At 49.0% G+C, this 21,498-nt stretch carries 18 protein-coding genes; 9 read left to right on the forward strand and 9 right to left on the reverse strand.

Features of this window, described 5'->3' with window-relative positions:
* Nucleotides 1–28: 28 nt before the first annotated feature.
* Nucleotides 29–943 carry an RpnC/YadD family protein gene (locus B153_RS0112570; RefSeq protein WP_020597071.1) on the reverse strand — a complete coding sequence of 305 codons (915 nt, stop codon included), beginning with the start codon at nt 941–943 and terminating at the stop codon, nt 29–31.
* 139 nt (nt 944–1,082) lie between these two features.
* On the opposite strand from B153_RS0112570, the gene B153_RS0112575 reads away from it, so the two are divergent.
* Nucleotides 1,083–2,453: a M28 family peptidase gene (locus tag B153_RS0112575; RefSeq protein WP_020597072.1), complete on the forward strand. Its 1,371-nt coding sequence runs from the start codon at nt 1,083–1,085 to the stop codon at nt 2,451–2,453.
* A 63-nt stretch (nt 2,454–2,516) separates the two neighbouring features.
* On the opposite strand, the gene B153_RS0112580 is transcribed toward B153_RS0112575, so the two are convergent.
* From B153_RS0112580 to B153_RS0112590, 3 genes are all read right to left on the reverse strand, one after another.
* Nucleotides 2,517–4,181 carry a hypothetical protein gene (locus tag B153_RS0112580; protein ID WP_020597073.1) on the reverse strand — a complete coding sequence of 555 codons (1,665 nt, stop codon included), beginning with the start codon at nt 4,179–4,181 and terminating at the stop codon, nt 2,517–2,519.
* Between the two features lie 77 nt (nt 4,182–4,258).
* A complete protein-coding gene (locus B153_RS0112585) occupies nt 4,259–4,750 on the reverse strand; it encodes an NADH-quinone oxidoreductase subunit C (RefSeq protein ID WP_020597074.1) in 492 nt (163 codons plus the stop codon).
* Nucleotides 4,751–4,830: 80 nt separating this feature from the next.
* Nucleotides 4,831–6,783: a M1 family metallopeptidase gene (locus B153_RS0112590; protein ID WP_020597075.1), complete on the reverse strand. Its 1,953-nt coding sequence runs from the start codon at nt 6,781–6,783 to the stop codon at nt 4,831–4,833.
* A 142-nt stretch (nt 6,784–6,925) separates the two neighbouring features.
* Between B153_RS0112590 and B153_RS0112595 the strand changes: the two genes are divergently transcribed.
* Together B153_RS0112595 and B153_RS0112600 are read left to right on the forward strand one after the other, a co-directional pair.
* Entirely contained in the window at nt 6,926–7,417 is a 492-nt protein-coding gene (locus tag B153_RS0112595; protein ID WP_020597076.1) for a DinB family protein, read from the forward strand.
* Nucleotides 7,418–7,580: 163 nt separating this feature from the next.
* Nucleotides 7,581–9,170 (forward strand): N-acyl-D-amino-acid deacylase family protein, encoded by a 1,590-nt coding sequence (locus tag B153_RS0112600; RefSeq protein WP_020597077.1) that lies wholly within the window; start codon nt 7,581–7,583, stop codon nt 9,168–9,170.
* 15 nt (nt 9,171–9,185) lie between these two features.
* On the opposite strand, the gene B153_RS0112605 is transcribed toward B153_RS0112600, so the two are convergent.
* Nucleotides 9,186–9,674 (reverse strand): hypothetical protein, encoded by a 489-nt coding sequence (locus B153_RS0112605; protein ID WP_020597078.1) that lies wholly within the window; start codon nt 9,672–9,674, stop codon nt 9,186–9,188.
* 19 nt (nt 9,675–9,693) lie between these two features.
* The gene (locus tag B153_RS0112610) at nt 9,694–10,245 is read right to left on the reverse strand and encodes an RNA polymerase sigma factor (protein WP_020597079.1); all 552 of its coding nucleotides are present in this window, start codon (nt 10,243–10,245) and stop codon (nt 9,694–9,696) included.
* A gap of 191 nt (nt 10,246–10,436) precedes the next feature.
* On the opposite strand from B153_RS0112610, the gene B153_RS0112615 reads away from it, so the two are divergent.
* Both B153_RS0112615 and B153_RS0112620 read left to right on the forward strand, forming a co-directional pair.
* Nucleotides 10,437–10,784 (forward strand): DUF6249 domain-containing protein, encoded by a 348-nt coding sequence (locus B153_RS0112615; protein ID WP_020597080.1) that lies wholly within the window; start codon nt 10,437–10,439, stop codon nt 10,782–10,784.
* Between the two features lie 197 nt (nt 10,785–10,981).
* Nucleotides 10,982–13,414, forward strand: a complete 2,433-nt coding sequence (locus B153_RS0112620; RefSeq protein ID WP_020597081.1) for a TonB-dependent receptor — start codon at nt 10,982–10,984, stop codon at nt 13,412–13,414.
* Nucleotides 13,415–13,430: 16 nt separating this feature from the next.
* Here B153_RS0112620 and B153_RS0112625 read toward each other — a convergent pair whose 3' ends face one another.
* On the reverse strand, nt 13,431–14,399 hold the full coding sequence (locus B153_RS0112625) for an alpha/beta hydrolase (RefSeq protein ID WP_157634661.1): 969 nt from the start codon (nt 14,397–14,399) through the stop codon (nt 13,431–13,433).
* Between the two features lie 103 nt (nt 14,400–14,502).
* Nucleotides 14,503–15,768: an MFS transporter gene (locus B153_RS0112630; RefSeq protein ID WP_020597083.1), complete on the reverse strand. Its 1,266-nt coding sequence runs from the start codon at nt 15,766–15,768 to the stop codon at nt 14,503–14,505.
* A 167-nt stretch (nt 15,769–15,935) separates the two neighbouring features.
* Between B153_RS0112630 and treF the strand changes: the two genes are divergently transcribed.
* The 4 genes from treF (at nt 15,936) to B153_RS0112650 (ending at nt 20,879) form a co-directional block, all read left to right on the forward strand.
* Entirely contained in the window at nt 15,936–17,510 is a 1,575-nt protein-coding gene (gene treF, locus B153_RS35015; protein WP_051097269.1) for an alpha,alpha-trehalase TreF, read from the forward strand.
* Between the two features lie 123 nt (nt 17,511–17,633).
* Nucleotides 17,634–18,389, forward strand: a complete 756-nt coding sequence (locus tag B153_RS0112640) for an outer membrane beta-barrel protein (protein ID WP_020597085.1) — start codon at nt 17,634–17,636, stop codon at nt 18,387–18,389.
* 98 nt (nt 18,390–18,487) lie between these two features.
* Complete coding sequence (locus tag B153_RS0112645) at nt 18,488–19,096, forward strand: Cj0371 family chemotaxis-regulating polar lipoprotein (protein WP_020597086.1); 609 nt, start codon at nt 18,488–18,490, stop codon at nt 19,094–19,096.
* Nucleotides 19,097–19,223: 127 nt separating this feature from the next.
* The gene (locus B153_RS0112650; protein WP_020597087.1) at nt 19,224–20,879 is read left to right on the forward strand and encodes a glycerol-3-phosphate dehydrogenase/oxidase; all 1,656 of its coding nucleotides are present in this window, start codon (nt 19,224–19,226) and stop codon (nt 20,877–20,879) included.
* Here B153_RS0112650 and B153_RS0112655 read toward each other — a convergent pair whose 3' ends face one another.
* Nucleotides 20,880–21,188, reverse strand: coding sequence for a hypothetical protein (locus tag B153_RS0112655; protein ID WP_026262115.1), 309 nt, complete (start codon nt 21,186–21,188; stop codon nt 20,880–20,882).
* Nucleotides 21,189–21,498: the final 310 nt, after the last annotated feature.

Here is a 21,498-nt window from a genome sequence, read left to right on the forward strand (position 1 = left end):
GGTTGCCAACAGGTGGCCGGACGTTTTTTTAGGGCTTTCGTTTAGAGCGTAGTTTAATGACCAGTGATACGTCGACATCGGCCAGGTCGGCAATTTGGTTGTCGGCCAGGTCTGTTTTTGCCAGCAGATTTTGAATGAACTGTTTCTTCGCTTGTTCTAATCCTTTTTTTTCTCCCTTCTTCTCGCCCTGCCGTTCGGCACGTTGCAACAAAAATTCTTCCAGGCCCATTGTCTTCCTCTGGTTTGTGAGTATACTTAATTGTTCGTCAAATTTAGTCCGTAGGGTATCGGTTTGAAAACGAACGTAATGGCGCAAAAAATCCATCAAAATCCGAATTTTGCCTTTAGGGATTTTTTTCGCAAGCAACCGTTTGGCTAAATCAAGTTTTAAGTCAAGAAGCTCTTCGCTCCCTATGCCTCGTTTCCGCCTTTGTAAGGCTAATTTAACAGTCTGAATAATAGCGCCAAAAGGATTATCTGTACGATCAAGTTCTTCATCCGGTTGATCAAGTACTTTGAAGGTATTGAATTCGTAACGCAGTTGAGTGCCTATAAATGAGCGTTCATAAACTGTAGGATGAAATCGGCGATTCGAATCAGTCAAAATTGCAAACGCAGTGATTGGTCGCTGGTATTTATCCAGAATTCGGTAGTAATACGTGAACATACGCTGAGCGAAGTCAGGATCGGTGTAGCCTTGTACTTCTACATGAACCAGTATCCACTCCTCTCCATTTCGGGTATAGACTTTTACCAGCTTATCGACATAGCGCGGTTGAAATTCGTCTTCATCGGGAGGAAAGAGTTGTTCAAGTTCTTTATCCAGAAACTCAAAGCCGCGTTCGATGTCGAAAAGTTCATCGGCATTCGGGATAAAGAACCGTAAAAAATCGTCGAAAATATCTTCCAGAACGGCTTTCCAAAGCGAATCGTCTCGTTGCATGGATGGGAGGGGCCAGGCTATACAGATTGTACATAAGACGTCGTCCGTGTCGATTGGTTTCTGGAACGCTTACGATTTAGTATGCCGCCATCTTGTCTTTTCTGTATCTTGCCTTTTTAACCAATACAACCATAGCCGTATGCGAAAAACAATTACACTTCTTCTGAGCCTGAGTCTAATCGTAAGTTATGGCTGCGCCCAGACGACTGACTCCGTTACGATTCGAAAAATTTATGATGAAGCACTCGCACGAGGTAAGTCTTATGAGTGGTTGCGTTACCTTACCAAACAGGTTGGGCCTCGATTGAGTGGCTCTACTGGGGCACAAAAGGCTGTTGACTGGACGAAACAACTAATGGAACAGCAAGGCTTCGACCGGGTATTTTTGCAGGAGGTAATGGTACCGCACTGGGTGCGCGGGGCTAAAGAAGAGGCCTATATACAAAATGGCAAACAAAAAATAACGGTTCCTATTGCGGCTTTGGGCGGCTCAGTGGCTACCGGCCCCAAAGGTGTAAATGCGGCTGTGATCGAGGTTAAAAGCTTCGCAGAGCTGCGAGCCATGAGCCCCGATAAGGTGAAAGGAAAGATTGTGTTCTACAATCGTCCCATGGACCCGACCAAAATCAACACCTTTGAAGCCTATGGCGGTGCCGTTGACCAACGAGCCAATGGCGCTACCGAAGCGGCCAAATTAGGCGCTGTAGGGGCCATAGTGCGCTCAATGACCAATATTCACGACGACCTACCGCATGTAGGGGGAATGCGCTACGCAACCGGCGTTGCCCTGATTCCGACGGCCGCCATCAGTACCAATGGCGCTGACCTGCTGAGCAAACTGGTACAGGAAAACCCCAACCTGACATTTTATTTTAAGCAGAACTGCGAAACGTTGCCAGATGCCAAGTCGTACAATGTTGTTGGGGAAATCAAGGGGAGCGAAAAACCCGATGAAATAATTGTGGTGGGTGGGCACCTGGACTCCTGGGATTTGGCCGAAGGGGCTCATGATGATGGTGCAGGCTGCGTACAGTCGATCGAAGTACTGCGTATACTAAAAACGTTGGGTATCCGGCCGAAGCGGACGATTCGGGCCGTGATGTTCATGAACGAGGAGAACGGACTCAAGGGCGGTGTGCAGTATGCTGATCTGGCTAAGAAAAATAACGAGAATCACATTGCTGCCGTAGAGTCTGATAATGGTGGATTTACGCCACGGGGCTTTGGTATTGTTGGTTCGCCTGTTCAACGAGCGAAGGTCATGCTATGGAAACCGCTGTTGGCTCCTTATGGCTTACTGGAAATCGGGCCTGGGGGCGGTGGGGCAGATATTGGTCCCCTGGCGCAGCAAGGAACCGCGTTATTTGGTTTTAAGCCTGATTCACAGCGTTATTTTGATTATCATCATACGGCTGCCGACAAATTTGAGACGGTAAGTCAGCGCGAACTTGAGCTAGGAGCCGCTTCAATGGCAGCCCTGGTTTATCTACTCGACCAATACGGATTGTAGATGTACAGTATTCGGTTTACGGTGGGCTGATGTAGGACACTACTCACGCCAGCCCACCGTAAACTATAAATTTTTATCAATCACTTTCCGGGCTTCTTCAAAATCGCCCGGCAACGGGGCATTACGTTTCACAATTTTGCCTGTACGGTTGATAATCGCTGCCGATTGGTCACTGTCGGGGCGTAAGCGTTCGATGGCGTCAAAAAGCTGAGAGTCGGTCAACAACAAATGGTCGCCATTGAGGTTGTAGCGGGTCGCCAGCTCAGGCCATAGCGATTTGTCGGTACCACTCATGGGCAGGTACACTAGTGCAAAATCGCGGGCGCTATAGGCGTTGCGTAATCGTTGCGCATCTAATGCCGCCTGACGGCCCGCTTCGTCGGTAGGGGAAACGACCAACAGATAAATAACCTTTCCCCGATTGGCATTGATTACCTTGTCGAATAAAGAGGAACCATTCCCAAAATCGTCGCGGCTGACAAAAATGCCGGGTGAAATTTCCAGGGCATTGTTGGCTCTTCCGCCGTTTCGCAATGTCTGCATGGCCGTTCGAATGCGGGTGCTATCTTTCACTTCGAGCCGATACAGTTCATCCAACGATTGAATCAGGGCCGGGTCTTTGATTTGTGGGTGAGCATAGTCGTAAAGCAACCGGGCAAAATCCAGCGTTACCGTTGGTAGAGTGGCTGCCAGCCAGTAGGCCGACAGGTAATCGACTGTTGTGCTGTCGAATTGTCGGATAGCCCGCTGAATCAACGTTTCGTAATTCACCAGCCGCTGGAGGGTATCGGGGTTGCGTTTGACCAGTCCGTCGAAAAACCGTAGGTCGGCTTGTCGGGCCGAATTCGATTGGGCGTAATCGTCGAGCCGTAGTCGTTCGCCAGCGGTTATATTTTTGCCGTAACGTTCCAGAAGCAGCGCCAAAGCCCGTACCGTTAATCCATTGGTACGACCTGTTTCGGCGGTTAGTCGTTGAGAGGTGTACGTGGCAAAGCGATTCATAGCCGATGCTCGTGCCGCCGTCAGGAGCTGGTCGTTGGGAGGGCGTAGCGAATCATTTAGCGCCTTGTTGATATTCTCATTTTCGTAGGTTGCCTTATCATATACAAACGCAGCCGCATTGTAGCGGTTGGCGTAGGCGACCCATCGTTTCAATAAAGGGAAAGGACGCTCTCGGGCCGAGAAGGCCACAAACGGAGCCTGATAGGCATTGGCAATGATCCGATAGGCCGCTTCATCGCTTTGGTTGGCTACCTGGGTCGATAGTTTCCGGCCATCTGGCTTAAGTGGATAGGTAGCTTCGAAGGCTTTGTATCGGGCAAACTGGTTATTTACCTGCGCATTGACACCACCGAATTTGAACGGGACGGCCACCGAAAAGAGCGAATCGGCATCCAGTTCGAGGCTGAGGGTACCTGCCGACGCCAGGAAAGCGGTCGAAATGCGTCCATAGTTAAAATACATTTCCTCCTGCGGATAAATCAGTGGCAACGACACCCGAAACGTGCCGTCCAGGTTGAGAGGTGCCGGACGAACCAGCTCACGACCGGCTTGCAGGATGTTGTTGCGACTAATAAAAACCGTTGGCGATTCGCGGTAAAGCTGCGCCGAAAGGTGCCGGATTCGCCCCGTTACAATGATCGAATCGGTTTGGGCAACGCAGAGATTAGGCAGAAGGCAGTGAACAATCAGGACAAAGCCTAAAAAATAGACGTAAGGGTTTTTCATTGCTTTGAATGAACAGGTAAAGCAATAACCAACGAAATGGCTAAACAGTCAATATAGAATCAAAAAAGCGTTGGTATTTACTTGGTTTTGATGCCGTGGTACAGTTCCTGCTCTACGTAATCCGTACGCAACGGATAACCTTCCCAGTCGGTTGGCAGCAGGATACGACGAAGGTCAGGATGGTTTTCGAACTGGATGCCCACAAGGTCGAAGGTTTCGCGTTCGTGCCAGTCGGCGGTTCGCCAGATGTGGGATAAGCTGGGTACCGACGGAAGTTTCGACGAGTGAGTCGAGCGGGGCACAATCACTTTCAGCATTAGATTGTGTTCGTACGGAATGGAAGTCAGGTTATACACAACTTCCATCGTATCGGCATCAACGCCATTATCGATTCCTGTTATACAAGACAGCAGGTCGAAAAATAGCCGGTCGTCGTCGCGGAGGAACTGGCAAATCTCGACCAGTCGATTGGCCGGAACAGTGAGGTAGGGTTGTAGATTTTGAGTATTTACCGGAAAATCAGTACCAAATTGACTAGTAAGAAGGTCGGTGATTTCGAGGAAAGTCATGGATCAATACGGATTCGAAAAGCTGAATACGCATAGACGTATTCGTTTTGCTTACCGAAAGGTACAAAAAATAGGGAAGCTTATGCCAGCCAGGCCAGCCACTGCATCCAGTTTTCGACCCAGAACAGAAATTTGGCAGCAAACTTAGCCGCCGGGGCTACCGATGGCCTTACCGTCAGGCTGTTGTTGTTCAGGTTGGTATCCATGTATATTTTCTGCCTTGGATCAACTTTGGCCCAGACGACATCGGAACCCTCCGCTACCGTAAACTGACGTTGCCGGGCTTGTCCGTCCCAGAAGAGCATTAACTCTTTGCCATTCTCGAAATGAACCAGAACATCGACGGGCATTTTGCCATCGTTGTTCCGCTGAACGGTGATAACTGATTGACTTCCTCTGTTTTTGATACTGAGTAGCTGGTAATCAATCACATTGTCGCCATACAGGGCCTGATTGAAAAACCAGTTCATATCGGCCCCATATTTCTGGCCCAGCCGCTTCGGAACAATTTCGTTGACGATATCGATAAAATTCTGCCCGTCAGGGTGTTTGAATTTCCATCGACTGAAATACGTCTGCATGATTTCGTCCATCACCGCCCGGCCAACCAGACCTTCCAGCGTACGCATCCAGGTAGCCGTTTTTGAATAGGTCAGCACGCTGTATTGGCCCTGAGGCAGTTGCCAGGTATTGCCAAACGAAGAACCAAGCGCCGGGTTGTCCTGATGCACATAATTGCCCCGCGATTCTTCCAGGTCGCCAGCCCGAAAGCCAAATAAATCGATTTGCGAAGCGCGTGGACCATAGGTTTCGTCCATAATTCGGCCTTCATAGTACTGATTAAATCCTTCATCGAGCCAGGCCTCTTCAAATTCATTGGTCGCCAGTAGCTGCATAAAGTACTGATGTCCAAATTCATGCACGGTTACCCCTTCTGGAATGTGGGCTGAGTTGGGTACAAACCAGGCAGTCCCGGCCGTAATCAGGGTCGGATATTCCATCCCGGCCGAACCACTGGCATGGAGTGGAGGGTCGACGATCGTCAGGTTAGGGAAAGGATATTTTCCAAGATGTTTATCGAAATACGTTAGCGCAGCTTTGGCGGCATCCAGATGACGTTTGGCCTGATGAAGGTGTTCGGGCTGCATAACCAGCTCGATGCTCACTTCACCACCCGATGGCCGTTTCCAGGCATCGTTCACGACCTGAAAATGGGGCGAAGCTGTCCAGGCAAAGTCAACTACGTCTTCGGCATGATACAGGATAGTTTTGGTCCCATTTCGATGCATCTTTTCGGACTGAAACAGCCCCGTTGCACTAACCCAGTACGCTTTGGGGGTGGTGATGTTTACATCGTAAACACCATAGTCGGCATAAAACTCGGAATGGGCGTGAAACTGGTGACAATTCCACTGACCAACGTTGGCATAGCGGGTACCAGCTGGTTCGTAGACGCCAATTTTAGGAAACCACTGACCGACCAGAAAAAAATCACGGCTGAAGCCCGTACGAGCAAAGATTTTTGGCAGTTTAGCCTGAAAGGCAATGTCTAAAATGATCGTTTCTCCCGGTCCGACAGGCTTGCTGAGTGGCACCCGAATCACCGTATGATCGTCGCGGTTCCGATCGTCGGGCTGAATAAATTCGTAAGCCAGGGCTTCGGTCGCATTTGACTGCGGGTCTCGGGCTTTCATCGATACCACATCGATCCAGCCATACGGGTTTTCTTTGGCATTTCGGTCGATCTGATCGCCACGCAACTGCCCTCCCGACTCACGCATAAACGACGATTGTTCATTCCGAAAGGCATTCAGGTAGAGGTGAAACTGTAATTCCCGGATTACATCGTCCGAAGGGTTTCGCCAGGTGAGCGTTTCGCGGCCAGTCAGCTTTTTTGTACCTGGATTGAGATTTACATCAATCTGGTAATTGGCCAGACGGGGGCTTAACGGCGTTGGAAAAATAGGCTTTGCCGATTGAGCGAAACCGATATATGTAATGCCAAAAAGCAGAAAGAACAGCCGTAGTTTCATGGGAATGGCAGAAAAAAAGCGAGTGATTTAGGGCAGCAAATGCCTTCTGCAAAGTAAGTGAAAATGAGCAAAACACTACTGACATAGGGCTGTCACCGGGGCTGACGATCTTTGTATTGTTAATAAACCAACGACAAATCGTATGAAACTGATCCCCATTTTTCTGAAGGAACTGGAACAGGAAGCCCAAACCACGCGCAAGATGTTACAACGTATCCCTGACGACAAATACGACTGGAGACCCCATGAAAAGAGCATGACCGTTCGGCAACTGGCTACGCATATTGCCAATTTGCCAACCTGGGTAACCATGGCCTTAACGACCGATGGACTGGATTTTGCGCAAAATCCCTATCAGGAAGATGAAATTAATAATACGGCCGAACTAATGACGTATGCCGAAACGTGTTTGGCAGATGGTAAATCGCAGCTGGTGCCTGAAAACGAAGCCATTCTGATGGAGCCCTGGACCTTGCGGAATGGTGAACAAATCTACTTCGTAGAGCCGAAGCATGAGGTTGTGCGTACTACGCTCTGCCAGATTGTGCATCACCGGGCGCAGTTGGGTGTTTTCCTGCGGTTGCTCAACATCCCAATTCCGGGTAGCTACGGGCCAAGTGCCGACGAGCAGTAAAATAAGACACGGATTTTCAGGATGATTATGATGTACACGGATCTTAATACATCATAATCATCCTGAAAATCCGTGTCTTATTTATTGCAGGGGAGTTGATTTTACCAGTAAAATCGGCCATATTGATAGCTGATTGTCTGTTTTTTATCTCCTCTGCAACCTGATGACATACCGTTTTCTTTCCTGCCTGCTTCTCCTGTTTTCATCCTGTTTGGTTCAGGCGCAACCCTACGACCTGGTCATTAAAAACGGTCGGATTATTGATGGAACGGGTAACCCCTGGACCTATGCCGATGTGGCTGTTCAGAATGGGCGCATTGTTCGGATTGGCTCCGTTGGGTCTTCAGAAGCCAAACGAGCGATTGATGCCACGGGCCTTGTCGTTTCTCCCGGTTTTATCGACGTTCATGCCCACGTAGAAGGAAGTCTGGAAGCGCAGCCTGGGGCTCCTAATTTTATCCATGATGGCGTTACTACGGTTATTACGGGTAATTGTGGTGGATCGGCTTCAAATCTGCAAACCTATTTCGATAGCCTTCGAATGCAGGGCGCATCCATTAACGTAGGTTCGTTGATTGGCCATAATTCGGTGCGGATGAAAGTCATGAAAATGGCCTTTCGCGAACCGACCGCTAAAGAACAGGCCGCTATGGAGGCTCTGGTTGAACAGGCTATGAAAGACGGAGCGGTAGGCATTTCGACGGGGCTGATTTATACACCCGGCACCTATGCCCGCACGCCCGAAGTGGTTAACCTGGCCAAAGTTGCCTCGAAGTATGGCGGGGTTTATGCCTCGCACATTCGAAACGAAGGGCAGAACGTGAAAAAGGCTGTTGAAGAGGCTATTCAGATTAGCCGCGAAGCGCATATCCCGGTCGAAATTTCGCATTTCAAGGTAGCCAGCAAACCATTATGGGGCAAAAGTACCGAAACGGTCGAACTGGTAGCGGCTGCCCGTCGCGAAGGACTCGACGTAACCGTTGATCAGTACCCTTATACCGCATCCAGTACGTCGTTGGAGAGTATTCTGCCGACCTGGTCGCTGGCCGACGGCGATTCGGCGGTGCTGGTTCGGTTTCATGATCCGGCTACCAGGGCCAAAATCCGGACTGAAATGCTGGAAACCTTAAGCAAGAACCTGCGCAAAAATTTCGAATACGCCGTTGTCGCCAGCTATAAGCCCGACACCACATTCAATGGTATGAGCATTAGTGCGATCAACCAGAAGCTGGGTCGGAAAAACAATCCTGAAACAGAGGCCGATCTGATCCTGGAATTAATGGAAAAAGCCGGCCTGAAGCGTATTCAGATGATTTACCATACCATGTCGGAAACGGATGTAGAGAACATACTGCGGTATCCTAACACCATGGTCGCTTCGGATGCCGGGGTAGCCAAATTCGGTTCGGGGATGCCACACCCACGAGCATATGGAACCAACGCCCGCGTGCTGGGTCGTTATGTACGCGAGCGGCACATTATTCCGCTGGAAGAAGCTATCCGCCGGATGACTTCCTTACCCGCTCAGCGTTTTCATTTGGCTGACCGTGGGCTGCTTCGGTCGGGCTACGCTGCCGACATTGTGATCTTCGATGAAAAAACGGTATCCGATCAGGCAACGTATGAAAAACCGCATGCTTATACTACGGGCATTTCGTATGTACTGGTGAATGGGACTCCTGTGGTCGAACATGGAAAACACACTGGCCAGCGTCCAGGGCAGCTATTACTGGGACCCGGCTACGGGAAGTAGAAGGACAAAGCCTTCCTATACACTTACACGCCGGTTCTGTCGTAGAACATAATCCGTTACCATCAGTACACTCATGGCAAAAATGGTCAGTGGATAGCTGATGGGAAGGGCGTCGAGCGTGCCCTCAAAGCTGGAAAGAAAACTATCGAGTCCAGATGATGTATGTTGAGTTGGCCCGGAAGGGATTAGAAGAATGCAGAAAAGAATGATGAACAGCAGCGATGCCGCAACCATATACCAGACGCGCGTACTGATGATCGGTTCCAATGGTTTTGACGATGAAGCCATAACCTGATTCATTACCCGACGGCTGAAATTGGCCGACGGCTTCTCGACAAGGGTATGCGATTGTAAAAGCTGAATCAGGGCGGCTTCTTTGGCCGAGTCCAGTTCCGATTCGGCCTGTACCAGCTTCATGATGGCATTAGTAAAGTCGGCGCCCGGTTTGTCGGGTTCCGCTCTTTTGATCAGCTTTCTGAAACGATCGTCTTTTTCGTCCTCCATAGCGTAACGAGCTGTTCATCTACAATAAAAAACGTAACTGCTCTTCCAGGATTTTTCGGGCCCGAAAGAGTTTTACCTTGATATTGGCTTCTGATAAACCGGTAATTTCTTCAATCTCCCGGATCGACTTCTCATCCAGATAATACAATGTGATCAATAGGCCCTCGGTTGCTGGTAATCGTCCGACAGCCTCTTTGATGTATTTCTGCTGGTCCGACACCTGCAAATGCTCCAGTTGCGTAGTCTGATGCTGACGCGGATACGTTTCGGCCATTTCTTCGTAGATCGAAACGGTGGCGACCCGCTTCTGCTCTAATTTAGTAATGGCAACCCGATAAACAATGGTGTAGAGCCAGGTTGAGAACTTCGATTTACCCTCAAACCGATGCAGTTGCTGGTAGGCTTTGACGAAACCTTCCTGGGCTACATCTTCAGCATCTTCGGCATTCCGCATAACGCGCAGGGCAATCGTATAGGCCATATGCTTATAACGGTCAACCAGGAATGCATAGGAGGCCGAGTCTCCACGTTTGACTTTATCGATATAGACCTGATCTTCCGGTTGCTTCACGAGCCTGCTGGTTAGTTTTGGAATCTGTCCGCGCCCTTGCCCGATAAGACCTTTGTTCTTAAAAAGAGGTTACAGATTCAGGCGATTTTATTTTTCTGCATAAATTTTCGTAAAAATCCGTAACCTGATTTTTGTTTCGGATGTCCTATGCTGCGAAAATTAGTTCGTAATAACTATAAACAAATAACTGTATGGGTGGTGATGACATTAAACATATCCTGATATCCCTGGGCGCATTTGCTGGTGTTTTCGGAATCATATATGTGTTCCTGATGACGCGTTCCCGCGAACGAATGGCCATGATCGAACGGGGGGTCGATGGGTCCATATTTTCGGGCAGTAATTCAATTTCACCTACGCTAAAATTCGGGATGTTATTCGTCGGAATTGCTATCGGCATGATTGTAGGGAATGTCCTGCACGAGTATTATGGATTCGGTAACGTTACTTCCTTCCTGTCTATGGTCTTTTTATTCGGGGGGCTTAGCTTGATCCTCAACTTCGTGATTGAGCAACGATTGACTAAGAAGAAAGAATAGGCTTTTGCAGTGTATTGATTGTTAAGTTGTTGGCATTCTTCGGGATGAAAAACAACAATACATCCAGCTAATCCTAGCCTGAGCCTTCCCGGTTACTACCGATACGGTCCTATTTCTCTTCCTGTGATTTTCCTAAAAGAGCCTGAATCTCTTACGGGAACCGCTTTGCCTTTCAAAATCGACTAGTCATTCAATCTATGAAAACCATAAATGTACTTTTGGTGCTGATACTTCTATTGTGTTGCCGTATTGGCCTTGCTCAAAAGCAGTCAGGAACTTATTCGATTCGCGGTTTCATAACCGACTCGGTAAGCCATAAGACGCTAGCATTTATAACAATTAATCTGATCAAGGCTCCGAATACCGTTCTGAAAGTAGATTATTCCAAAGAAGACGGTTCCTTTTCGTTTGTCGGGTTGGAAGCTGGAAATTATACTCTGGCTATGGCAGGGGTAGGGTATAAAACCAAACGAATTCCAGTTGAACTGACCGACTCGCTTCAAAAAGCATTGGAGTTGGGTACCGTAACGCTTAGCGCTGACATAGTGGGTTTAAAGGAGGTGGTCGTAACGGGGACGAAACAGATTGTAAAGCAGGAAATTGACCGCATTACCTACGACCTTCAGGCCGATCCTGAAAGTAAAGTCGTCAATGTACTGGAAATGATGCGAAAGGTGCCGATGCTCTCATTGGATGCCGATAACAACCTCCTGCTGAAAGGAAACAGTGATTTTAAGATCCTGATTAATGGCAAGCCATCGAGCATGATGGAGCGAAACTACAAGGATATTCTTCGGACCATGCCCGCTTCGTCCATTGAGCGGATTGAAGTGATTACGTCGCCCCCGGCCAAATACGATGCGGAAGGATTGGCGGGAATCATTAACATTATCACAATGAAAAAGCTGGATAACGGCTACAACGGTTCCGTGAATGTCAGTGAGCGCTTTCCTACTGGTGGACCTGGTCTGGGCGGGTCGGTTTCGGCTAAGCTGGGTAAGTTGGGTATCTCGGCCTTCGGTGGAGCCAATTTAATAAATAATCTTCCCACTCGGGCTGGTGTTCAGCGGATAACTACAGGTCTGCAACCAACTACTCTTTTACAGGAAGGCACCATCGGATCAGAGAATCGAACGGCCTACCTGGGCTATGAAATGAGTTATGAACTGGATTCACTAAATCTGCTTTCGGCTCAGGTGAATCTCAATGGTAATCATTCAGAAGGTTATACAAAACAACTCAGTACGCTGACGAATTCAGATGTTGTTTTGCAGGGATATACGCTGGAAAACAACAGCACCGGAACGGGTAACGGCCAAGATGCATCATTCAATTACCAACGCGGTTTCCGGGCCGATAAAAACCACCTGCTGACGTTTTCGTATCGGTATTTAACCTATGAAAACCAGCAGTGTGCTGACCTGCATGTCAATGATAAGATGAACTATACCATGCCCGATTATCGGCAGGGAAACGATCAACATTTTTCCGAGCAAACCTTTCAGGTCGATTACATTCATCCGATCCGAAAACACCAGATCGAAGCGGGTTTGAAGGGGATTTTACGGAGCAATAAAAGCGATTTCCGGTATGCTGCCGTTGACTCGATCACAGGCCAGTACGTCATTCAGCCAGCCATCAGCAATCGGTTCAGGAATATCCAGAATGTTTATGGTGCCTACGCGACCTATCAGTATGCTCTAAAAAAATGGGGAATAAAAGCTGGTTTACGTATAGAGAGTACCGTTATAGATGCCGACTTTGTTTCTGTCGATTCCAGAGTGAAGCGGACGTACGTCAACCTGATTCCATCGGTAGCAATCAATCGTAAACTTAAGGCGAACCGCAGTCTTGTTCTGAGCTATTCGCAGCGGATTCAACGGCCTGGCATTTACCAGTTGAACCCGTTTGTCGATCGTTCTAATCCAAATTTCGAACGGACAGGTAATCCTGATCTGCGACCTGCCCTTGTCAATGATATTCAGCTAACATTCAGTGGGTCGGGCAAAGCTCAACTGAGTACAGGGGTGGGGTTCACATTTTTTCGGGATCTAATTTTTCCCGTGTCGGTTTACGATTCTACGACAAGAATAACCCGTACCTCCTACGGTAACACAGGTACGGCAAAGCTTCCGAGCCTGTTTGCGAATGTCAATTTCCCGATTAACAAACGGTGGAACGTAAGTGTCAACAGCCGGTTCGCATACGGAATGGTGCAGGGGCTGGTAAATGGCGTGTTGCTAAAAAATGAAGGATTGATGTATCAGGCGGCTCTATCGACTAGTTATAAACTACCCAAAGAGTGGCGGCTGACGGCTAATGTACAGCCGAACGGGCCAGGCATTAACCTCCAGGGAGCTACGAATCGGATAATTAGTTCGTCATTCAGTGTCAACAAAGATGTAATCAAAGACAAGCTATCTCTTGCTGGTTCCATCAATAATCCGTTTCGCCAATACCGGAAGAATCTGAACACTACCTTCGGGCCCGACTTCCAGCAAACCAGTTTTCGTTGGGACTACTTCCGGTCATTCACGATGAGTCTGAACTATACATTCGGGAAGCTCAGGGAGTCGATCAAAAAGAACAAACGCGGCATTCGCAATGATGACGTTCAGAATGGGAATTAGCAGCAGGGGGAGATACCTACTTTTGTAGAAAGGTTTTATTCAGCCAAAGAACCAATTGATTCCAACTTTCGACGGGTATTTTGGCATGGGTAGTATTTTTCATTACTAAAAATTCCTTCCTGTTGCCCGGTACAAGATCGTAGAACTCCCTGACTTTGGCTACCTCGAATAATTCATCTTTATCGCCCGCTCCAACCAGCACAGGAACGTTCAGTGTTTTGGGTAGCCGAAGCTCCCTGACATTCAGCATGGATACAAATCGGAGTGTGTAGTGATAGGTAAACAATGGGTCTTTCGATACCGTCATGCCTTCCCGATAATATTCTATGGCCGGATAGGATGGACGAAAGATAGAGCTTGCCAGAATCTTTGTTTTCTCAAAAAACGTAGGGGGTTTATTTAAGCCTTTTCGCCCCTCGTAAGCGCCTGATAGTAAGATTAATCCGGCAATCTCATCGGGAACTGCATTAGCAGCCAGTATCGCAGACGCTACGCCCATACTATGCCCCAGAATAACCACTTTGGGAAAGCCAAGGCTTTTGACATAGCGTACCGATTCGGCTAAATCGGCTATCCATCGGTCTTTACTGGGGCTATCGCCCCGGTTGCCATCCGATAAACCATGCCCTCTGTAGTCCAACCCAAAGGTAGTGTAGCCGCCCGCAGCTATGGGTTCGCCTGCCATTGCGTAGGCTCCACTATGGGCTGTTATGCCATGAAAAATCAGCACGGCAATGCCTTTTTTCGATGGATCGATACTATCTGGATTCCATCGGCGCAGAAAGAGAGTTACCCCATCCGAAGTCGTAAACTGATTGTGAGGGCCGGTGAAATGTTGCCTTAACTGAGCGGCTTCTTCTGGTGAAACGTCGACATGATTTGTCTTTGGCGGAGTAGGTAGAAACGCCAGTATAAGCCCCAGCAGAGAAACCACTACGAGTAAGCCGATAAGACCCCAAAGAACTTTTTTGACTGTCTGGTTCATATACATGCAGGGCTTTTATAAATAAATGCTGTGATGTCGGCTATCAGTAACCGCCACAGCGAGGACGGTTCGCTGTGGCGACTCTCAAAACCTAATGATAGACTTAATGCCCCGCCATGCCGGCTGTTTGTTTTACCTCGTACCCCGTTTTCTTTTGCATTCGGCTGAATACAGTAATGAATACCAGCAATAGGCTGATTGGAACCAGCGAGAAATAGAAAGCAGTTTGGCCGCCGTAGGCTTCAAAAACATGGCCGGTAATGATTGAGCCTGTAGTGCCGCCAAGAGCCGAGAAAATGACAATCAGACCCGCCATGGGACCATGCTGGCGCAACGGTAAACTGCTCAGAATAGCTGAGTTAATAGCCGGATAAATAGGGGCTATAAGCAAACCAATCAACGGGAAAATAAAAGCCGCTACAGGCGCATCGCCCCAGCCCGTTATGATTCGTCCATCAACATCAGCAGCTAACGGTAGGGCAAGCAGAACCAGCCCGGCGGCCCCAATCAGACAAACGATCAGGAGCCAGTACCACGAAACCCGGCTTAGCATCACCCCGGCCAGAAAGCGTCCGGTTGCTGTCGAAGCCGCCAAAATGCTGGCCATCTGGATACTGAGTGAGGTTGGTAGATTCAGGATCTTACTGTTGAAAGTGGGTAGCCAGCTCATGATACCCTGTTCCATCAGTACGTAGGTGAAGGCGGTAATGATAAAAATTAGAACCACCGGCTTAATCGCCAGTCGAAGCATATCGCCCAGATCTTCGGCCAGCGTTTTGGGCGCTTCCAGACGAACTCTTGACTCATCAATCGGAGTGCTCAGAAGCAGTAAAAAGGCTAGTAAGGCGATTCCGGCCAGCACATAATAGGTATTCAGCCAGGCTGTTGACTTCAGGTTGGTGTCGTCGACAAAAAGGGTGAACAAAAAATAGCCCGACAATACGCCAATCATAAAAAAGGACTCCAGAAAATTCATGAAGCTGGCGTGCTCGTTCGAATCGTTGGTAACCAGACCGATGGTGGCAAAGATGGATACTTTGATGAGGGCAAAGCCAGCCCCAGTGGCCGCAAAGAGGAGTTTCGTGGTCCAGAAAGCCGGAACCTGCGGCATCAGCAGGCAAGCCAGCGTAACCATACCCAGCGCAATCAACATCGCCCGTTTATAGCCGATCCGTGTGATATACGACGCTACCAGAAACGAGACGAACGCAATGGTTAAATCTTTAAACGCTTCGAGCACACTGGCAGCCGATTCCGACACACCGTAGTTGTTCTGGACCTGTAAAATGACTGTCCCAACGCTGTTGAGCAGAATGGCGAAAACGAAGTAGTTGAGCAGTAGAGAGAGTTTAATACGCCAATGGCTCATGAGGTACGGTGGTTAAAGAGTTATAAACAATAAACATACGAGTTTATTTGTATTATTTTTACCCGTATTCGTTGCGCTTTTTGCATTTTTGCTTCCGTAACGGGCTTGCAATCATGAGAAAGCAACTGCTATTTGGTTACGTTTTCTGAACCTATTCACTATTTGTTTTGGCAACTGCGTTGTTTCCCCAATCTCCCGATATACTGTTTGGTAATTTGTTTCGCGATGTCCAGTTAGGTCACGTTTTTGCCGATTCAAAAACCTTTGTAGACTGTGTGCCCAAGTTGTCGCCAACCGATTTGGTTACCTTATACGAATCCGAAAAAAGCAAACCTGACTTCGACCTGAGTACGTTTGTGCATGCGTATTTTATGGTTCCGCAAAAACTGGCGGATGATTACGTCAGTGATACCACTGTTAGCACAACGGAACATATTAATCGACTGTGGGATCGACTGACCCGCCCCGAAGATGCGCATGTAGAAGGTAGCTCGCGCGTGCCGCTGCCGCATCCGTATGTGGTGCCGGGTGGCCGTTTTCGGGAGATTTTCTATTGGGATAGCTACTTTACCATGCTGGGGTTGAAAGAATCAAGCGAAGTGCATGTCAAGCTGATTCGAGGCATGCTCGACAATTTTGCGTACCTGATCGATACCTTCGGGTTTATACCCAATGGCAACCGAACGTATTTTTTAAGTCGGTCGCAGCCGCCTTATTTCGCCTTGATGGTTAATCTGCTGGCACAAATCGATGGCAAGGATATCCTGAAAACCTTTGCACCACAGCTTCGTCGTGAATATGAATTCTGGATGGATGGCCAGCCGAAATTGACCGATGCCAACCCCGTCAGTAAACGCGTAGTGCGCCTATCTGGCAACCAGATACTGAATCGGTATTGGGACGACACACCGACTCCTCGTCCTGAAGCCTATCGACAGGAAATTGAGTTAACTGAAGAAGCTACCCCGCTGGGCGTTCAGCCTGAAGCATTGTATAATCACATTCGGGCTGCCTGTGAGTCGGGCTGGGATTTTAGTAGCCGCTGGTTTACCGATCAGCGAACAATGGCCTTGATCGATACCGCTAACACGATTCCGGTTGATCTGAATTGCCTGCTATGGCAACTCGAAGTAACCTTGCATAACACCGCGTTGCAAACAGGTGCATGGAAAATGGCTTATGATGACTATGATCCGGTAATCAAAGCGCGGGAGAAAGCCATTCAGCAAACATTCTGGAATGAAGAAACGGGCTTTTTTCATGATTACGACTTTGTTAAAGGCGTTCAGACCGAAGCGCTGACACTAGCGGGAGCCTTTCCTTTATTTTTTAAACTGGCAACTCCTGAGCAGGCCAGCCGCGTTCATGACCGCCTGAAAGCCGATTTCCTACAGGCGGGTGGCTGGGTCACTACACTGAGCCAGACCGGGCAGCAGTGGGATTGGCCAAATGGCTGGGCACCATTGCAATGGGTTGTGTATCAGGGGTTGAGGAATTATGGATTTGCCGAAACCGCCAATGAAGGCCGCGATCGGTGGCTGGCACTGAACGATAAAGTGTTCCGGGCTACCGGCAAAATGATGGAGAAATACAACGTTGTCGATGCCGCTCTAACTACAGGTGGTGGTGAATACCCCAATCAGGATGGCTTCGGCTGGACAAATGGGGTGTATCTGGCAATGGATAAAGAGCGAAAGAGTGAAAGAGTGAAAGAGCGAAAGAGCGAAAGAGTAAAAGAGTGAAAGAGTGAAAGAGTGAAGAGGACGCGTCAGCGTTTCACTCTCTCGCTCTCTCGCCAATTTGGCACTGTATTTGTTAGTGGTCAGACAAGATACTAACCAGCATTTATCAGTAACAAATTGGCTATGAAAAAGCTCTTCCTAACCGTAATAGCGGCTGGTATGACTACCGCTTCGTTTTGCCAGAAGACGTTTATTTTATCACATCAGGATAAAAAAGGTTTTTTTGCGGCATCTGCAGGGGCAAGTGTACCCGTTGGTCGGTTTGCCAGTTGCTCACCAACCGACAATCAGGCCTGTATGGCCGGTGAAGGATTTGCTTTTAATGTGTCGGCTGGCTATCGGATGGTAGGACCCGTTGGGCTTATGATCCGGGGAGAACAGCATCGCAATACAGTTAACACAGGAGCCATGCTCAGCGCTATATCGCAGAGCAACGCCAGCAACTGGACCGCAAAAGCCGATAACTGGTCGGTCATGACGGTTATGGCCGGTCCCTATGTTTCTTTACCCATGGGCGGCCGCTTTTCCCTGGACGCTCGTTTATTAGCAGGTCGGGCTTTGGCTGTATTACCCAATACATCCGTTGCCGGAATGGTAGGACGTTCGGAGATGTCGGTGAAAACGACGGGCTCGCAAAGTACGGCCATGGCTTATGGAGCGGGTCTTTCAGTACGGTATCGCTTGGGTTTGAATACGGCCGTGCTGCTTAATGCCGACTATAGCCAGGCTGCATTTACGTTCGATAACGTAACCTCAACCACCACCAGTGGTACGAGCCGCCCCGAAAGCGCTACGTTCAGCAGCGACCGTACTGTAAATGTGGTCAGTGCTTCGGCAGGTATCGCCATTTTGTTCGGAACAAAATATCGTCCGTTCTAGCAACCGTTAAGTAATCCCTACAAACTGTTCATCCTTATTCAGTTGTAACCCTCGCATGGGTGGTATAGCTTAGCGGTCAATTATCACTAAATCAGGCTATGACACCCCTTCGCCGACATGCCGTTCTTCGGCGCGTAAAAGATATTACCCTTAGCACCACGCTTACGCTGGCCCTTCTCAACGGCGCTGTGGTACTTCAAAGTTGTGGAAACAATCGTTCCGAAGAACAAACAGAAACTCGTTTTCAGCAGGGTGTTCGGACCTACATCACCGAGACGGCTCCCGGAAATTTCAAAATTACTGACGAAGTCCAGGCCGAACCCGGTCAGGCTGGGGCTATTGTGAGTTACTTCGATGGGCACAGGGATACATTAAGTGTCGATGCTGCCAAGCGACTTGTTGAAAATGACGAGTCGACCCGTACGTATCTGCACAACCCAGGTGCGTATCATACACATCATCACAATGGTTTAGCAAACGCGTTGCTGTGGGGTAGCCTGGGCTATATGCTGGGTCGGTCGACGGCTCCCCGCTATGCGGACGATGAACGCCGGTATAGTTCGGGGGTATATGCGAACTCCAGTTTGTATAACCGTTCAAGGCATGTAAGCGAAAATGTTCGCAGCTCACGGATTACCCGCACTACCCGGCCTTCGGGTGGTCGTAGTGGCTTCTTCAGTCGAATGGGCCGCAGTTTCTCGGGATAGGATGGGGTACAGTGTACATCGATGGAGTAATCGGGTAGGTAGATCCTGCATTAATTTACTGTGATTACTACAGTCTGTACGCCCTCTTTCACAGCACTTACTCCGCTAATTACCTTATCTTTACACCATGAAGCGGACAACAAACTGGGAGCGGCTGAAGCAGGAAACATTCGACATTTGTATTATTGGCGCTGGAGCCAGCGGGGCTGGCGCGGCATTCGATGCTGCGCTAAGAGGCTATCGCGTTGCGCTGGTCGACCGGGGCGATTTTGCCAGTGAAACCTCTTCGCGGTCGACCAAGCTGATTCACGGCGGTGTCCGTTATCTGGAGCAGGCCATCAAAAAACTTGATTTGGCGCAGTTGAAGCAGGTACGCCACGGACTGGCCGAGCGTCGGACCGTAATTCGTAATGCCCCCCATCTGGCTCATCCACTGGCTATTCTTACCCCCGTTTTTAGTTGGTTCGAAGGGATGTACATGACCATCGGCCTAACCCTCTACGACCTGATTTCAGGACACGATGCGTTTCCGAAAGGGAAGTGGCTCAGTCGGGGGCAGGCACTGGAGAAAAGCCCAAAGCTTACCCAAAAGATGCACAGTGCTGTGCTGTATTATGATGGACAGTTCAACGATTCCCGCTATGCGCTGGCGTTGGCTCACTCGGCCGATGAAGCTGGGGCGGCTGTTGTAAATTATGCTGCCGTTACGGATTTTGGTCGGCAGGCGGGGCGCATTACAAACGCATTGGTGAAGGATCAGCTTACCGGCGAAACGGTCAGGGTAAAAGCGTCTGTATTTTTGAATTGTACCGGCCCTTATTCCGATGCGATTCGACTGCTGGCTAATCCTGAACTCGATCAGCGTATCCGGCCCAGCAAAGGGGTACATATTGTGCTTCCGCGCGAAACACTGGACAGTGCTTATGCCGTGTTGATTCCCAAAACGGCTGATGGACGCGTCATTTTTGCCATTCCATTCGGAGATAAAGTATTTGTCGGAACGACTGATAATGATTACGATAGTTTGTTGCGGGAGCCACTACTGGAGCCCGATGAAGTAGATTACCTTCTGGAGACGGTGCGGCCTTATCTGGCGAAAATGCCCGAACGCTCTCAGATACAGGCTGGATTTGGTGGTATTCGCCCATTGATCGTCAGCAGTAGGGCCGATACCAAGACCCTGCTGCGCGACCATGAGGTAGAATATGATGATACATCAGGTTTGCTCAGTTTGCTTGGAGGCAAATGGACCACCTATCGCCTGATGGCGCAGGACGCTATTGATCGGGCTGGCGAGTTACTAAACAAAACCGTACCGAGTCGTACCGAAACCGCTTATTTGGTAGGTGGAGAATCGTACCGTTTCGATGACTGGCAGCAGTTACAGGCTACGTTTAACCTGCCGGCCGATGTGTGTCAGCATCTGATGCGAACGTACGGAAATCGGGTAGCTCAACTAGGCGAACTAATCAAGGAACAGCCTTCGCTAGCTCAAAAATTAGCAGAAAGCCACCCTTATTTGGCCGCCGAAGTTGTTTATCAGGTACGCGAAGAAATGGCAATGACCCTGCGCGATGTACTGGCCCGGCGTTGGCGCGTCGAACTTTCAGACTGGCAGTTAACAGCCCGACTTGCTCCAAGGGTAGCTCAGCTAATGGCCGACGAACTAGGGTGGAGTCCGTCCCACCGTACAGAACAAATTCAGGCGTACCAGCACTTGTTAAACACCTTTATTCAGGAAGCGGGATTATCTACGGAGCCGTCGGAAATGCTATCGGCCTAGTTATTTGCTGTTCCGATGGGCATGGCTTACTTCGCGGGCCATCCCCATGAGTCGTTTCCAGCATCGGCTAATCGTTTGCTTATCGTGGCCTTTCTGATCTTTAACAGAAGGGGTTGAGGCAGACGCTTCTGATTTTGAGGCTGATGTACGGGTCGTAGAAGATGTATTGTCGTTCGGTTTGTCCAGCAGCCGATTCACCGACGCCCAGTTCTTTGGTGTAGCAACTGCAACCGATTGTACAAATGGGCAGGCCAGTAGGCAGGCAACAGCCAGGCAGCGTGCTGCGTTATGCATTAAGGAGATTCTCATGAGGTAAACAGTAAAGGGTTTATACGGAGTAGAGTTACCTCATAGAATCGAATTACATGGGTTGGGGATGGAGTCTTGTACTGCCTTATCAACTATAATGCCAAAAAAATATTGTACGGTAAAGCGACTTAGACATGGGATCTATAAGGATTGAAGCCCCAGATAAGTGTCACCAATAACGGTTTGGTAATCATTGCCTGTCGGAAACTGTTATCTTTGTAGCAGATCGTATGCATAGTCATGAAACAAACCTGTGCATACGAATCGGAATATGGCGAAAGGCATATTTTACACCATTTAAAAACAAGCC

It is taken from the genome of Spirosoma panaciterrae DSM 21099, from assembly GCF_000374025.1.
Lineage (GTDB): Bacteria > Bacteroidota > Bacteroidia > Cytophagales > Spirosomataceae > Spirosoma > Spirosoma panaciterrae.

Bases quoted from the DNA above. Each gene is read 5' to 3' on its own strand.
- B153_RS0112570 (WP_020597071.1), bottom strand. From the start codon at position 943: ATGCAACGAGACGATTCGCTTTGGAAAGCCGTTCTGGAAGATATTTTC.
- B153_RS0112575 (WP_020597072.1), top strand. From the start codon at position 1,083: ATGCGAAAAACAATTACACTTCTTCTGAGCCTGAGTCTAATCGTAAGT.
- B153_RS0112580 (WP_020597073.1), bottom strand. From the start codon at position 4,181: ATGAAAAACCCTTACGTCTATTTTTTAGGCTTTGTCCTGATTGTTCAC.
- B153_RS0112585 (WP_020597074.1), bottom strand. From the start codon at position 4,750: ATGACTTTCCTCGAAATCACCGACCTTCTTACTAGTCAATTTGGTACT.
- B153_RS0112590 (WP_020597075.1), bottom strand. From the start codon at position 6,783: ATGAAACTACGGCTGTTCTTTCTGCTTTTTGGCATTACATATATCGGT.
- B153_RS0112595 (WP_020597076.1), top strand. From the start codon at position 6,926: ATGAAACTGATCCCCATTTTTCTGAAGGAACTGGAACAGGAAGCCCAA.
- B153_RS0112600 (WP_020597077.1), top strand. From the start codon at position 7,581: ATGACATACCGTTTTCTTTCCTGCCTGCTTCTCCTGTTTTCATCCTGT.
- B153_RS0112605 (WP_020597078.1), bottom strand. From the start codon at position 9,674: ATGGAGGACGAAAAAGACGATCGTTTCAGAAAGCTGATCAAAAGAGCG.
- B153_RS0112615 (WP_020597080.1), top strand. From the start codon at position 10,437: ATGGGTGGTGATGACATTAAACATATCCTGATATCCCTGGGCGCATTT.
- B153_RS0112620 (WP_020597081.1), top strand. From the start codon at position 10,982: ATGAAAACCATAAATGTACTTTTGGTGCTGATACTTCTATTGTGTTGC.
- B153_RS0112625 (WP_157634661.1), bottom strand. From the start codon at position 14,399: ATGAACCAGACAGTCAAAAAAGTTCTTTGGGGTCTTATCGGCTTACTC.
- B153_RS0112630 (WP_020597083.1), bottom strand. From the start codon at position 15,768: ATGAGCCATTGGCGTATTAAACTCTCTCTACTGCTCAACTACTTCGTT.
- B153_RS0112640 (WP_020597085.1), top strand. From the start codon at position 17,634: ATGAAAAAGCTCTTCCTAACCGTAATAGCGGCTGGTATGACTACCGCT.
- B153_RS0112645 (WP_020597086.1), top strand. From the start codon at position 18,488: ATGACACCCCTTCGCCGACATGCCGTTCTTCGGCGCGTAAAAGATATT.
- B153_RS0112650 (WP_020597087.1), top strand. From the start codon at position 19,224: ATGAAGCGGACAACAAACTGGGAGCGGCTGAAGCAGGAAACATTCGAC.
- B153_RS0112655 (WP_026262115.1), bottom strand. From the start codon at position 21,188: ATGAGAATCTCCTTAATGCATAACGCAGCACGCTGCCTGGCTGTTGCC.